The organism is Streptomyces antioxidans, from assembly GCF_000968685.2.
In the GTDB taxonomy this organism is placed as follows: Bacteria; Actinomycetota; Actinomycetes; order Streptomycetales; family Streptomycetaceae; genus Streptomyces; species Streptomyces antioxidans.
The window spans coordinates 42,499-55,070 of sequence record NZ_LAKD02000069.1 but is presented as its reverse complement, the minus strand read 5'-3'; the positions used below and the strand labels follow the sequence as shown (position 1 = coordinate 55,070).

Below are 12,572 nucleotides of genomic sequence, written 5' to 3'. Positions count from 1 at the left end.
GGGGGCGGAGAAGGGGCAGGGATTCTGCCCCTCGAACGCTGGTTCAAGCCGCCAATATGCCCATCTTCACTGCCAGTTCGGCGGCACGGCGACGGCGCACCGGAGACTTCGACTCGGTCTCCTCGACGATGATGCGGCGTGCGTAGCCGTTGTAACGGACCGTCTCCGGCGCTGCCTCGTACGCCTTGTACAGCGCCGCCAGGGCGATCTCCGGCTGGCCGTCCAGGTGGTAGCCGCGCGCCTCCTCGATCCGGTGCCGGGCTCGCCTCGGCCGTGACGGGATCGTCTTGGCGTCCGCCTTCACGGCCTGGCGTACGGACTCCCCGCCCGCGTGCAGCTCGACGGCGACCGTGACCGCGTGCGCGCCCATGATGCCCCGGGAGAACGATGTCATGGGGTGGTAGTAGTCGGCAGGCAGGGCCTTCGCCATCTCGCGGGCGGTGTCCCAATAGCCCCAGGCCACGCCGGTGTCACCGCGGCGGGCCGCAGTGTATCCGGCCTCGAACTGCAGGGCGCCGACAATCGCGCGTACGTTGCCTGGCGCGTCCGGCAAGAGAGGGGTGAGGTGCCGCAGTGTGTCCATGGTGACCGCGTCGGCCGCGTCGTAGTGGGCGGGGCCGCTGTCGCGGTGGGCCTGCGCGGTGAGCCATGCCGCCATGCCGATGGCGTGCGGGTCTTCGCTCTCTTGGGCCGCGACCATGCAGCGTTCGGCAACGCGCCAGAGGAGCGCGGAGTCGGGCTGGTAGGCGATGAAGAACTGGCCGAGGCTGTAGACCTCGGCGAGGACCGCTTGAGCTGCCCGCCGTTCGCGGGCGCGGTCGGCCTGGCGTACGGCGAGTTGCGCGTCCCGGATGAGACCTGGCAACAGGCCGCCGATCACTTCGCGGTGGTTGGGCGCGGAGTGGCGGGCGGACCAGGCGCTGTGGAGACGTGCGCTCAGATGCGCGGGCGACGGCGCTTCGCGGTCAGCGGTGAAGGGGAACGCTTCGATCGCGGCTCGTACCGCGGGCAGCCTGGCGTGACCGGGGCCGATGAAGAGGTCGATGGGCATGGTCTGGTCACCGGTGAGCTCGGAGAGGCCGCGGACGCGCAGCACCTCGGCGATGCGCAAGATCATGGGGAGCGCGGGGGTGTGAAGCGTGCCGTTCTCCACCTGCTTCACCCAACTCGGTGACTTGCCGAGGAGACCGGCGAGGACAGTACGGCTCATGCCCCGGCGAGTACGGAGGACGTGCATCCGCTGGCCGAAGACCAGCGGATGGTCAAGCGGGTCCGGGGTAGCGTCAGATGACATGGCCTTGCCCCTCTCTGTCCAATTCGTCACCGCCAGGGTATGGGCAGAGCCGTTGTCGTGTGAGGCGGTTCACTCCCGGGCCGCCGCCGCGCATGACTGGGCTTGCCCGGAACCGAGATCTGCCTGGAGGGGCCCATGCACATCAGTGAGCTGGTCGGCGCGGACGAGTGGGACACGGTCGAGGGGCGGCCGTACGTCGTCTACAAGTACGCGGCCACGCTGGACGGCCGGATCGCCGCGGCGGACAGCACCAGCCAGTGGATCACCAGCGCGGAGTCCCGTGCGGAGGTTCACGCGCTGCGCGCGGCCTGCCAGGCGACCGTCGTGGGTTCCGGCACCCAGCGGGCCGACGATCCGCACCTCGCCGTGCGCTCGGCGAAGGATGACCCCAGCCTGAGGGTGGCGGTGCCCGTCGATGAGCAGCCGTGGCGCGTGATCGTGGACACCAACGCCCGCACCCCGGCGGATGCCCGGGTCCTCGACGATGCCGCACCCACCATGATCGCCGTCGCCGATGACGCCGACGCGTCCCACTTGGAGGGCGCGGCGACCGTCGTACGGCTGCCCCGTGCGGAGGTCGGTCTGGACGTGGAGGCGTTGCTCCGTGAACTGCGCCAGCGCGGTGTGCGCGGGATGTTCCTCGAGGGCGGCCCCACCCTCGCCGCGTCGTTCGTCTCGGCCGGTCTGGTGGACCGCGTCGTGGCCTACATCGCGCCCGCGCTCCTCGGCCGCGGGAAGAGCGGACTCGAGGGCGGCACCATCGAGACGATCGGCGACATCCTCCGGTGCGAGCTGGTCGACGTGGCGCGCTCCGGCCCGGACGTCAGGCTGATCGCCCGCCCACAGCGCTGATCCCGCCCGCCCGTCGGGATGGCGGAAGTGGCGTGTCTGGAGGAGGCGTTGGGGCTTCTGTTTGAATGCCTCCCGTACTGAGGCGGTCCAGGAGGGGCGGACATATGGTGTCCACGGAGAGCGTTCTCGCGTTCGCGGCGATGTCGTTATTGGTGATCGTGATCCCGGGGCCGAGTGTGCTGTTCGTGGTGGGGCGGGCCCTCGCGTACGGGCGTCGTACGGCACTGGAGACGGTGCTCGGCAATGTGGTCGGCTGCTATCTGCTCGTGACCGCCGTGGCATGGGGTCTCGGCGCGCTGGTGGCGCGTTCGGCGGCGGTGTTCACGGGTGTGAAGCTGGCGGGGGCGGCGTATCTCGTCTATCTGGGCGTGCAGGCGTTCCGGCGCCGCGGGGAGATGCGCGTGACGGACATGGCGACCCCGGTCCCCGCGCAGCGCGGTGATCTGCGTACGGTGCTTGACGGTATTGCCGTCGGCGTCACGAATCCGAAGGGGATCGTCTTCTTCGCGGCGGTGTTACCGCAGTTCGTCAACCACTCAGCGGGCCACCTGCCCCTGCAGATGATGGTGTTGGGCCTGGTCCCGACCACCATCGGGCTGATCACGGACACCCTCTGGGGCCTGGGCGCCGCGGCGGCCCGTGCCTGGTTCGCCCGCTCGGACCGGCGGCTGTCGATGGTCGGCGGGGCGGGCGGTCTCGCGATGATCGGCCTGGGGGTGACCGTGGCGGCGACCGGCCGCGCCGACTGAGGAGCCGGTGGGAGCGGCGGTCGTTGGGGGCAGCGGCGGGAGCACCTGCCGTGGTTGTCGATCGGCGTCGTCACGTCGTGCGGTCAAGAGGGTCTTCTTGTCAGGCGTCATCCATCCGCACCTTGGCTGAACGGAGTCCAACCCCATGCCGGACACCACCTCGTCCCCCCTCGGTCCCCGTGAGCTCTTGGCTCGCTTTCAGCGGGCGATGCTCGACAAGTCCGCGGACGACCTGGCCGATCTGTACGCGGTCGACGCCGTGCATGAGTTCCCCTTTCTCTCCCCCGGCATGCCCGAGCGCTACCAGGGGCGTGAAGAGATCCGCGCGGGCTACCGGGCGGCCTGGGGCGCGAGCCCGGCGCAGCCGCGGGAGATCCGCGAGGTCGCCGTGCACGAGAACACCGACCCGGAGGTGATCGTGGTCGAGCAGGTCGTCCACGGGACCGTCACCACGACCGGCCGGGCCTTCCACGTTCCCGGCCTCCTCGTGATGCGGGTGCGGAACGGCGAGTTCGTGCACGTCCGCGATTACATGGACGGGCTCGGGGTGGCCCACGAGATGGGCCGGCTGGCCGACGTGGCCGCCGCCCTCGGCCACCGCTGAGCCCCGGTCAGCTCACCTTCGGGCTGCGCCGCTCGATGAGGACGACGTCACGCCATACGCCGTGGCTGCGGTCCAGCCGAGTACGCGGCCTCGGTGGTCCACCGCGACATGCCGGTGGTTCGCGAGCCTCGCCGTGTCGAAGGCTTCCCAGCGGGGTGCGGTGGTCTCGAAGGTGGCGTTGCCCTCGTCGATGCCGAGTTGGTGGATCGCCAGGACCTCATCGGCGTGTGCGGCCGTCAGCGCGGTGCTGTGGATCGCCTCGGTGTGAAGGGTCACGGGCGGGGAGCCCGCAGATGCTGGCGCCGGGCCAGTTCCTCGTCATCGACCAGGGTGAGCATGGGCTGGCCCGGTGCGCAGAGCATGGTGACGATGAAACGGCACCAGGAGTCCGTCCGGTGATTCCCGTCCTGGTAGTGGATGACCTCGCCGCCCGGCTCCCAGAACGTCTCCCCCGCCCTGATCACTCGCTCCGGCTCGCCCTCCAGCTCGAAGAGCATCTCGCCCTCCAGCAGGTAGCCGAAGGCGGGGCCCGAATGCCGGTGCGGGGGGAGGCCGGGGTTGCCGGGAGGGTAGTCGACGCGGATCGTCATCCCCTCCGCCCCCTCCGGTACGAAGGGCGGTTTCGCCGACTGCAGCACGGTGATCGCCGAGCTCAGCGCCGCCAAGCGCGCTTGGCTCTCAGCGCTGCCTGCCATCGGCTCGTCACTCGACTCCTCGCTCGGCTCCTTGCTCGGCTCCGTGTTCGGCTCCTTGCTCGGCTCCTTGCTCGACATCGCGAGACCTCCAGGGGTGGGCCGACCGGGTCGGGAGAGCATGCGTCCAGATTGCGACGGTGCGGGGCGGGGCGCACGCGGGCCAGGGGACATGGGGTACTCGATCACGGCCCTGTCTCGTTTTCCTCCGCTTGGGCAACCGTTCAGCTCTCCGAAAGATCTCCTTCCGTGACTCTTCCGTTCCGGCCGCCGGGGGAGACGGGTGGCGGCCGGGGCCCAAGGGCGACCGATGCGTTACTCATGGAGGATTCGTGCGCAAGAGAACCCGAGGTGTGGTGGGCGTGGCGGTGGGTGCCGTCGTGACCGCCGCCGTGGCCGCCGGGGCCAGCGCCGTCGTATCGAGCGGCGACGGGACCGACCAGAAGCAGCCCTCCCCCACCGCTGCCGCGGCAGGAACGACCACACCGGGCGACATCGATGGCGACGGCTATGCCGACCTCGGCGTGGGCGCGCCCGACGGGACCGTTTCCGCGAAGTCCAAGGCGGGCTACGTGGGGGTGACCTACGGCGCCAAGGCCGGGGTCGACACCGGGCGGCACAGTACGTTGTCGCAGGCCAGCCCGGGGATTCCCGGTACGCCCGAGGCCGGGGACCACTTCGGCTCGGCCGTGCTGCGCGGCGATGTGGACGGGGACGGGTACGGCGACCTGATCGTCGCCGCGAACTACGAGGCCATCGGCGACGCCAAGCGGGCCGGTTCGGTCACGGTCGTCTTCGGCGCGAAGGACGGCCTCTCCGACGACGCCATCGCCTTCCACGCGCCCAAGGCCACCGCCTACGCACTGTTCGGCGACACGATGGCGGTGGGCGACTACAACCACGACGGCCGCGACGACATCGCCATCTCGGACGGTACCGAGGTCCAGGTCGTGAACGGCGCGGCGGACCTGCGCGAGACGGCCACCCCGAAGATGACCAGCGTCACCCCGCCCGGCGGCGGTGCGGGCACCGAGCACCTGTCCTCCGGCGACATCAACGGGGACGGCTTCGCCGACCTGGTCACCGTCGCCTACCAGGACGACCCCGCGGACGAGGGCACGCTCGGCGTGCTGCCCGGCTCGTCCGGGGGCCTGCAGAACACCTCGCTGGGCGAGGACGAACCGCTGCCGTTCGCCTCGTACCGTGCCGTGGTGGGCGACATCAACGGCGACGGCAAGGATGACGTCGTCATGGACACCGGGTTCACGGACGGCCCGGACGACGCGCGGCTGCGGACGTACCCGGGCACGGTCGAGGGGCTGGACACCGCCCATCCGGTGAACTGGACGGGCAAGGCCCAGAACGGCATCGCCTCCCGGCTGGCCGACATCAACGGTGACGGCCACGACGACCTCGTCGTCAGCGACACCGACGCCGAGGCCCCCGGGGGCTACAACGACGCCGGTGCCATCACGGTGCTCAAGGGCACCGAGGACTGGCTGACCGACGCGGGGGCGCAGACCTTCTCCCTCGACACCGAGGGCGTCCCCGGCGACATGGCGGGCGGCGACTGGTTCGGCGACGCCATCTCACCGGCCGACTACAACGGCGACGGCAAGCCCGACCTGGCCGTCGGGGTCCCGAACCGGACCGAGGGCGCGGGCGCGGTGGCCCTGCTGTACGCGGGCGCCGACGGGCTCACCGCCGAGGGCTCCGCCCTCATCGGGCCGGGCGACCTCGGCTCCCCGGCGGACGACGCCGCCTTCGGCAAGGAGCTGTCGGGACCCGCTACGAAGTAGCACCACCCGGTGGTTGGCTCGGTGGCCCGGCCCGCGTTCTTACGGGGCCGGGCCACCGGTCGGCTGTGCGGTGGTGAGCGGCGGGACGTGTTTGCCGTACTGGCAACGGGTGTGGTCCGAGCCGCGGGCGGCACGGCAAGCTCGGACCCATCGGCCGCCGTACAGAACGCCCAGCGCGACCCGGAGGGAACCATGCCGCAGACGCCGCCCACGACCGACCTCACCCACCGTCTGGTGCCCTCGCCCGCCGGGCGGATCCACCTCGTGGAGCAGGGCGGCACCGGCCCGCTGGTGCTGCTCGTCCACGGCTTTCCCGAGTCCTGGTACTCATGGCGCCACCAGCTGCCCGCGCTGGCCGCGGCCGGGTACCGGGTGGCCGCCGTCGATGTCCGCGGGTACGGGCGCTCGTCCGGGCCCGGGGCGGTGGACGCGTACCGGATGCGGGAGCTGGTGGCGGACAACGCCGCCGTGGTGGAGGCGCTGGGCGAGGAGTCCGCCGTGGTGATCGGGCACGACTGGGGCTCGCCCATCGCCGCCGACTCCGCGCTGCTGCGACCCGATGTGTTCCGGGCGGTCGGGCTGCTGAGCGTGCCGTACGCCCCGCGCGGCGGCCCCAGGCCCAGCGAGGTCTTCGCCGGGGTGGGCGGGGACGACGAGTTCTACATCTCGTACTTCCAGGAGCCGGGCCGGGCCGAGGCGGAGATCGAGCCGGATGTGCGCGGCTGGCTCGCGGGGATCTACGCCGCGCTGTCCGGCGACACCATGCCCGGGCCCGAGCTGCCCGACCCGCACTTCGTCACCCGCGGCCGGACCCTGCGCGAGCGGTTCCCCGCCGGGCGGCTGCCCAGCTGGCTGAGCGAGGCGGACCTGGACGTCTACGCCGGTGAGTTCGAGCGGACCGGGCTGACCGGTGGGCTGAACCGCTACCGGAACATGGACCGGGACTGGGAGGACCTGGCCGAGCACGACGGCGCGCCGATCACCCAGCCGTCGCTGTTCATCGGCGGCGCCCTGGACGCCTCGACCTCCTGGATGGGCGAGGCGATCAAGGCGTATCCGAGCACACTGCCCGGGCTCGTCGGCTCGCACATCCTCGAGGACTGCGGCCACTGGATCCAGCAGGAGCGCCCTGAGGAGGTCAACCGGCTGCTGGTCGACTGGCTGGATTCGCTGTCCACGTGACGCGCGTCAGTGGGTGATCTGCACCGTGACGGTGAGGGCCCCCTTGTTGTCGTCGAGGCAGCCGTCGCGGTCGTTGACGCGGAGTTGCAGGGTGCCCGGGCGGGTGGCCTGGAAGTGCCAGGCGCGGTGTACGGCGTGGGGGTTGCCGGGGTTTCCGGGGTAACGGCCCAGTAGCGCGCCGAAGGTGGCGGCGGCGTTCACCTTGCAGTCCTTCCAGGCGAAGCGGAGGGACTGGTCGTCGACGGCGATGTGGCCGCCCGGGCCGACGAAGGGCAGGTTGGCGGAGTCCACGGTCCAGGTACCGCTGGTGTAGCGGACCGTCACCTCGTCGCCCTTCTGGACCGGGGTGCCCGTCGCGGACTGCCAGCCGCGAGTCGCGTCCACGGTCACCTTGCTGGTGCGGGTGGCGGGAGGCTGCGCCGTGTCGCCGCCGTCGCCGTCGAACGGGGGGCCGAAGGTGAAGAAGAGGGCGGCGGCGAGGGCCGCCACCGCGAGTGCCGCACCCGCCGTCCACCACCAGGCCCGGGCCCGGCCCGGGCCCGGGCCGCGCGGGCGAGGGGGCGGCGATCCGGCCGCCTGGTCGACGACGGTCGGTTCCCGGTCCAGGGCGGGGGCGGAGGACCCGGCGGAGGTGGGGGTCCCGGCGAGGGTGGGGGATCCGGCGAGGGGGTGGGGCGCGGTCGGCGTTGGGGGACCGGTCAGGGTGTGGGGTGCGGTCACCGTGCGGGGCGCGGTCAGCGTCGGGGGGTCCGCCGCGTCCGTGCGGGTGGCCCCCGCGTCCGTAGCCGTGGCGGCGTCCGTGCGAGTCCCCGGGAAGTCGGTACCCCGGAGGTCGGCCGGAGGCAGCGGGCCGGGGTCTTCCGCGCCGTCCGCCACGCGGCGCAGCGCCGCCCCCACCGTGGCGGCGGACGGGCGCTGGCCAGGGGACTTGTCCAGCAGGGCCTCGACGATCGGCCGCAGGGGGCCGACCCGTTCCGGGATCTCGGGCTCCGCGAAGGTGACCGCGTGCAGCGCGGCCGCCCCGGTGGCGCGCTGGAAGGGCGCCACCCCGGAGGCGACCGCGGACAGGGTCGCGCCCAGCGACCACAGGTCCGACGGCGGCCCGGCCTCCTCGGTGGTCAGCCGCTCGGGCGCCATGTAGCCGATGGAGCCGAGGAGTTCACCCGCGGTGGTGAGCGATTCGTCGTCTTCCAGGGCGGCGATGCCGAAGTCGGTGAGGACGGCGCTGCCGTCCCGGCGCAGCAGGACGTTGGCGGGCTTGACGTCGCGGTGCAGCGCCCCGGCGGCGTGCACGGCCTCCAGCGCGCCGAGCAGCTGCAGCCCGAGGGCGGCGGTGCGGCGGGCGGTGAGGGGGCCGTCGTCCGCGACCTGACGGGCCAGGTTGGGGCCGTCGACCAGCTCCATCACGATCCACAGCCGGTCGTCGTGTTCGACCAGGTCATGGACGCCCACCACATGCGGGTGGCGCACCCGGGCGACGGTACGCGCCTCTCTCAGCGCCCGGCGCAGCCGCCGGTGGTACTCGCGGTCGTCGCTCGCGACGTTCAGCTCCTTGGCAGCGACCTCGCGCGCCAGCATCTGGTCGTACGCGCGCCAGACCGTGCCCATGCCGCCGCGTCCCAGCCGGTTGCCCAGCTGGTACCGGCCGCCGATAAGCCGTATGTCGTCCCCACCCGATGTCACCCGGTCTCTCCTGTTCCCACGCCCGGTGAGCATAGTCGGAAGTGTTCGAACATCATCGGGCACAACTGATTCATCAGTCAGTCTGCATCACAATTCTCCAGTGACATTTCCGCTGCTTCATACAGAAAGCGGGCACTCTACTGTCACATTCATTGCGTTTATCTCAACGCATCCGTACGGTGTCGGCCATGCGGCAACAGTTCGACGTGGCGGAACGCGTACGTCAGGTGATCGGGGAAGCCGGTTGTACCCAGCGCGAATTCGCGCGGCGGGTGGTGATGGACCCGTCCAAGCTCTCGCGTTCGCTCAGCGGCAGCAGACGCTTCACCGTGGCCGAGCTGGCGCGGATCGCCGACGCCGGGAACGTGGACGCCGGATGGCTGCTCGGCACCATGACGGCTGACGGAGCGGACGGCGGAGCCGAGGGGGCGTACGACGGACCGGACGGCGGGGCGCCGCGCCCGCCCGCCCCCACCGCGCCCCCCGACAGCGGGCGCCCGCTGCAGATCGTGCGGGAGACGGTGCGGCTCATCGCCGAGCGCGGCTTCCACGCCGTACGCGTCGCCGACATCGCCGCCGCCTGCGACACCAGCACCGCCACCATCCACTACCACTTCCCTGGCCGCGACGAACTGCTCGAGGCCGCCGTGCGCTGGTGCATGGACGAGGACACCGCGCGCCGCGCCGCCCGGATCGCCGAGGCCGACGACGCGCGCGAGGAGCTGCGGCAGCTGATCGCGCTGCAGGCGCCGCACACCGAGCGGCAGCGGCAGCAGTGGCTGGTGTGGATGGACCTGTGGGCCGAGGCCGCGCGGTCCACGGCCATCGGGCTGCTGCACGCCGACTTCTACCAGCAGTGGCGGCAGACCGTGGCCGAGGTGATCCGGCGCGGCGTCGAACAGGGGGTCTTCCGCGCCGTCGACCCGGAGTTCAGCGCGCTGCGCCTGACCGCGCTGATCGACGGACTCGCCATCCAGGTGCTGGCCACCGGGCCCCGTGCTCGCGGTACGAGCGCCGAGGCCATGGAGATCGCCTGCAACGCGTACGTGGACACCGAATTGACCGCGCGGCGCTCCGGCACCGATGCGGCCGGACCGGCCGACCGGCCCGAACCGTAGCTCCGCACCACAAACGGTGCGGTGCACCGCAAGAGAGGGAGAGAAGCCCATGCCCATGAACGACAGTGTCATCATCACCTGTGCCCTGACCGGCGCCGGTGACACCGTGGGCCGCAGCCCCCACGTCCCCGTCACCCCCGAGCAGATAGCCCGCTCCGCCGTCGAGGCCGCGGAGGCCGGGGCGGCCGTGGTCCACATCCACGTACGCGACCCCGAGACCGGCGCCCCCGCCCGCGATCCGCGGCTCTACCGGGAGGTCGTGGAGCGGGTCAAGGAGACCGGCACCGACGTCGTCATCAACCTCACCGCGGGCATGGGCGGCGACCTGGTGATCGACCCCGAGGACCCGCTCACCCACCTCCCCGGCACCGACCTGGTCAGCGGCCTTGACCGGCTCCCCCACGTCGAGGACCTGCTCCCCGACATCTGCACCCTGGACTGCGGCTCGCTCAACTTCGGCGACGGCAGCAACCTCTACGTCTCCACCCCCGACATGCTGCGCACCGGCGCCAAGCGCATCCAGGAGCTGGGCGTACGCCCCGAGCTGGAGATCTTCGACACCGGGCAGCTGTGGTTCGCCAAACAGCTGCTGGCCGAGGGGCTGCTGGACGACCCGACCGTCTTCCAGCTGTGCATGGGCATCCCGTGGGGCGCCCCGGCCGATCCGGGGGTGCTCCAGTCGATGGTCAACATGCTGCCCGAGGGCGCCCAGTGGGCCAGCTTCGCGCTGGGCCGGATGCAGATGCCGTGGGTGGCGCAGTCCATCCTGCTCGGCGGGAACGTACGGGTCGGTCTCGAGGACAACCTCTACCTCAGCCGGGGCGTCAAGGCCACCAACGGCCAGCTCGTGGAGCGAGCGGTCCAGGTCACGGAACTGCTGGGCGCGAAGGTCGCCACGCCGGACGAGGCGCGGCAGCGGCTGGGCCTCAAGCCCCGCGGGTAAGCGCCCGCCAGCTCCCCTCGCCCTTCGCCCCCTCCCGCACACCTCCCCCTCACAGCCTTAGGACCACCATGCCCTCATCCCCCTGTGCCCCCGAAGAGGTACGCCGCGTCACCTGCGTCGGCGCCGGAGTCATCGGCGGCGGCTGGGTCGCCCACTTCCTGGCGCGCGGCTACGACGTCACCGCCTGGGACCCGGCCCCCGACGCCGAGGAGAGGCTGCGCCGTCTGGTGGCGGCCGCCTGGCCCGCCCTGGAGCAGATCGGCCTGGCCGACGGCGCCTCCCCCGACCGGCTGACCATCGCCGCGACCGTGGCGGAGGCCGTGGCCGACGCGCAGTTCGTCCAGGAGAGCGCCCCCGAGAAGCTGGAGCTCAAGCGGTCGCTGCTGGCCCAGCTGGACGCGGCGGCCCCGCCCGGGGTCGTCATCGCGTCCTCCACCTCCGGCTATCCGATGACCGACATGCAGACGGAGGCCGCCGACCCCGGCCGCCTCGTCGTCGGCCACCCCTTCAATCCGCCGTATCTCATTCCGCTGGTCGAGGTCGTCGGCGGGAAGCGGACGGATGCCGCGGCGGTCGAATGGGCCTCGCGCTTCTACGAGGTGGCGGGCAAGTCCGTGATCACCATGGAGCGCGAGCTGCCCGGCTTCATCGCCAACCGGCTCCAGGAGGCGCTGTGGCGGGAGGCGCTGCACATGGTGGCCAACGGTGAGGCCACGGTGAAGGAGATCGACGACTCCATCACCGAGGGGCCCGGACTGCGGTGGGCGTTCATGGGTCCGTGCCTCACGTTCGCCCTGGCGGGCGGCGACGGGGGCATGGGACATATGCTCGACCACTTCGGACCCTCGTTGAAGTCTCCGTGGACCCGTCTCGAGGCGCCTGAGCTGGACGACACACTGCGTGCCGCCATGGTCGACGGCTGTGACGAGGCGGCGGGCAGCCGTACCATCGCGCAGCTCGTCGCGGAGCGGGACCAGGGCGTCATAGACGTCCTGCGGGCGACTGGCCGTCTGCCGCGGCAGCGCACCGAGGGGACGGACGGCATCGCACATACCCCCAGCGTTATGGGAGACGAGAAGTGAGCAGCACCCTCCCCGACTACCGGCAGACCGTTCGCCCGGAGTGGATCGACTACAACGGCCATATGAGCGAGGCGTTCTACGTCCTCGTCTTCGGCCACAGCACCGACGAGATGATGGTGGAGACCGGGCTCGACTCCGCCTACCGCGCCAAGACCGGCTGCTCGCTCTACACCGTGGAGTCGCACATCCGGTACCTGAGCGAGGTAGAGGAGGGCGCCGAACTCACCATCCGTACGCGCGTCATCGGCTTGGACGAGAAGAAGGTCCGGTTCACCCACGAAATGCATGTGGGCGAGCCGGACGGCGCCCCCGTGGCCACGACCGAGCTGCTGGCGCTCCACATCGACCAGAAGGAGAGTCGCTCGGCCCCGTTCCCCGACGAGGTGCGGGAGCGGCTGACGGATCTGCTCGAGAAGGCCCCCGAGTGGGCGGGCCGGGCGATCGGCCCGGTTCCGGCCGAGGCGGGTTGAACGGCAGCCGTACCCCCTGAACGCCCCGGCCCCGGATTCGTCCGGGGGCCGGGGCGTTTGCCGTTCCGGACGGGGGACGGGGTGAGGTTGAATGGCGGTGGAGG

The 12,572-nt window shown here is 71.7% G+C and carries 12 protein-coding genes and 1 pseudogene; 9 read left to right on the top strand and 4 right to left on the bottom strand.

Annotation, left to right across the window (positions count from 1 at the left end; translation table 11 throughout):
• Positions 1 to 43: 43 nt before the first annotated feature.
• Entirely contained in the window at positions 44 to 1,294 is a 1,251-nt protein-coding gene (locus tag VT50_RS24610) for a helix-turn-helix domain-containing protein (RefSeq protein ID WP_046089650.1), read from the bottom strand.
• A 135-nt stretch (positions 1,295 to 1,429) separates the two neighbouring features.
• On the opposite strand from VT50_RS24610, the gene VT50_RS24605 reads away from it, so the two are divergent.
• From VT50_RS24605 to VT50_RS24595, 3 genes are all read left to right on the top strand, one after another.
• Complete coding sequence (locus VT50_RS24605; RefSeq protein ID WP_046089651.1) at positions 1,430 to 2,146, top strand: RibD family protein; 717 nt, start codon at positions 1,430 to 1,432, stop codon at positions 2,144 to 2,146.
• Positions 2,147 to 2,250: 104 nt separating this feature from the next.
• A complete protein-coding gene (locus tag VT50_RS24600) occupies positions 2,251 to 2,895 on the top strand; it encodes a LysE family translocator (protein WP_046089652.1) in 645 nt (214 codons plus the stop codon).
• A 145-nt stretch (positions 2,896 to 3,040) separates the two neighbouring features.
• Entirely contained in the window at positions 3,041 to 3,499 is a 459-nt protein-coding gene (locus VT50_RS24595) for a nuclear transport factor 2 family protein (protein WP_046089653.1), read from the top strand.
• A gap of 60 nt (positions 3,500 to 3,559) precedes the next feature.
• On the opposite strand, the pseudogene VT50_RS24590 reads toward VT50_RS24595, so the two are convergent.
• Positions 3,560 to 3,775 (bottom strand): annotated as a pseudogene (locus VT50_RS24590) (GNAT family N-acetyltransferase); the annotation flags it as partial.
• On the bottom strand, positions 3,772 to 4,194 hold the full coding sequence (locus VT50_RS24585; protein ID WP_046089672.1) for a cupin domain-containing protein: 423 nt from the start codon (positions 4,192 to 4,194) through the stop codon (positions 3,772 to 3,774). The pseudogene VT50_RS24590 and the gene VT50_RS24585, both read right to left, overlap by 4 nt.
• Before the next feature lie 329 nt (positions 4,195 to 4,523).
• Here VT50_RS24585 and VT50_RS24580 point away from each other — a divergent pair, with 329 nt between their 5' ends.
• Positions 4,524 to 5,990 (top strand): FG-GAP and VCBS repeat-containing protein, encoded by a 1,467-nt coding sequence (locus VT50_RS24580; RefSeq protein WP_046089654.1) that lies wholly within the window; start codon positions 4,524 to 4,526, stop codon positions 5,988 to 5,990.
• A gap of 192 nt (positions 5,991 to 6,182) precedes the next feature.
• Positions 6,183 to 7,172, top strand: coding sequence for an alpha/beta fold hydrolase (locus VT50_RS24575; RefSeq protein ID WP_046089655.1), 990 nt, complete (start codon positions 6,183 to 6,185; stop codon positions 7,170 to 7,172).
• 6 nt (positions 7,173 to 7,178) lie between these two features.
• On the opposite strand, the gene VT50_RS24570 is transcribed toward VT50_RS24575, so the two are convergent.
• Positions 7,179 to 8,855, bottom strand: coding sequence for a serine/threonine-protein kinase (locus tag VT50_RS24570; protein ID WP_053048785.1), 1,677 nt, complete (start codon positions 8,853 to 8,855; stop codon positions 7,179 to 7,181).
• Between the two features lie 188 nt (positions 8,856 to 9,043).
• Here VT50_RS24570 and VT50_RS24565 point away from each other — a divergent pair, with 188 nt between their 5' ends.
• The 4 genes from VT50_RS24565 to VT50_RS24550 all read left to right on the top strand — a co-directional run bounded on the left by VT50_RS24565 (position 9,044) and on the right by VT50_RS24550 (position 12,468).
• Positions 9,044 to 9,973 (top strand): TetR/AcrR family transcriptional regulator, encoded by a 930-nt coding sequence (locus VT50_RS24565; RefSeq protein ID WP_046089656.1) that lies wholly within the window; start codon positions 9,044 to 9,046, stop codon positions 9,971 to 9,973.
• Between the two features lie 55 nt (positions 9,974 to 10,028).
• Complete coding sequence (locus VT50_RS24560; protein WP_046089674.1) at positions 10,029 to 10,916, top strand: beta-keto acid cleavage family enzyme; 888 nt, start codon at positions 10,029 to 10,031, stop codon at positions 10,914 to 10,916.
• Between the two features lie 68 nt (positions 10,917 to 10,984).
• Positions 10,985 to 11,998 carry a 3-hydroxyacyl-CoA dehydrogenase NAD-binding domain-containing protein gene (locus VT50_RS24555; protein WP_046089657.1) on the top strand — a complete coding sequence of 338 codons (1,014 nt, stop codon included), beginning with the start codon at positions 10,985 to 10,987 and terminating at the stop codon, positions 11,996 to 11,998.
• On the top strand, positions 11,995 to 12,468 hold the full coding sequence (locus VT50_RS24550; RefSeq protein ID WP_046089658.1) for a thioesterase family protein: 474 nt from the start codon (positions 11,995 to 11,997) through the stop codon (positions 12,466 to 12,468). Before VT50_RS24555 ends, VT50_RS24550 begins: the two co-directional genes overlap by 4 nt.
• Positions 12,469 to 12,572 lie beyond the last annotated feature (104 nt).

Coding starts and splice junctions, on each gene's coding strand:
- VT50_RS24555 (WP_046089657.1), top strand. CDS start 10,985: ATGCCCTCATCCCCCTGTGCCCCCGAAGAGGTACGCCGCGTCACCTGC.
- VT50_RS24565 (WP_046089656.1), top strand. CDS start 9,044: ATGCGGCAACAGTTCGACGTGGCGGAACGCGTACGTCAGGTGATCGGG.
- VT50_RS24575 (WP_046089655.1), top strand. CDS start 6,183: ATGCCGCAGACGCCGCCCACGACCGACCTCACCCACCGTCTGGTGCCC.
- VT50_RS24585 (WP_046089672.1), bottom strand. CDS start 4,194: ATGGCAGGCAGCGCTGAGAGCCAAGCGCGCTTGGCGGCGCTGAGCTCG.
- VT50_RS24560 (WP_046089674.1), top strand. CDS start 10,029: ATGAACGACAGTGTCATCATCACCTGTGCCCTGACCGGCGCCGGTGAC.
- VT50_RS24610 (WP_046089650.1), bottom strand. CDS start 1,294: ATGTCATCTGACGCTACCCCGGACCCGCTTGACCATCCGCTGGTCTTC.
- VT50_RS24595 (WP_046089653.1), top strand. CDS start 3,041: ATGCCGGACACCACCTCGTCCCCCCTCGGTCCCCGTGAGCTCTTGGCT.
- VT50_RS24600 (WP_046089652.1), top strand. CDS start 2,251: ATGGTGTCCACGGAGAGCGTTCTCGCGTTCGCGGCGATGTCGTTATTG.
- VT50_RS24605 (WP_046089651.1), top strand. CDS start 1,430: ATGCACATCAGTGAGCTGGTCGGCGCGGACGAGTGGGACACGGTCGAG.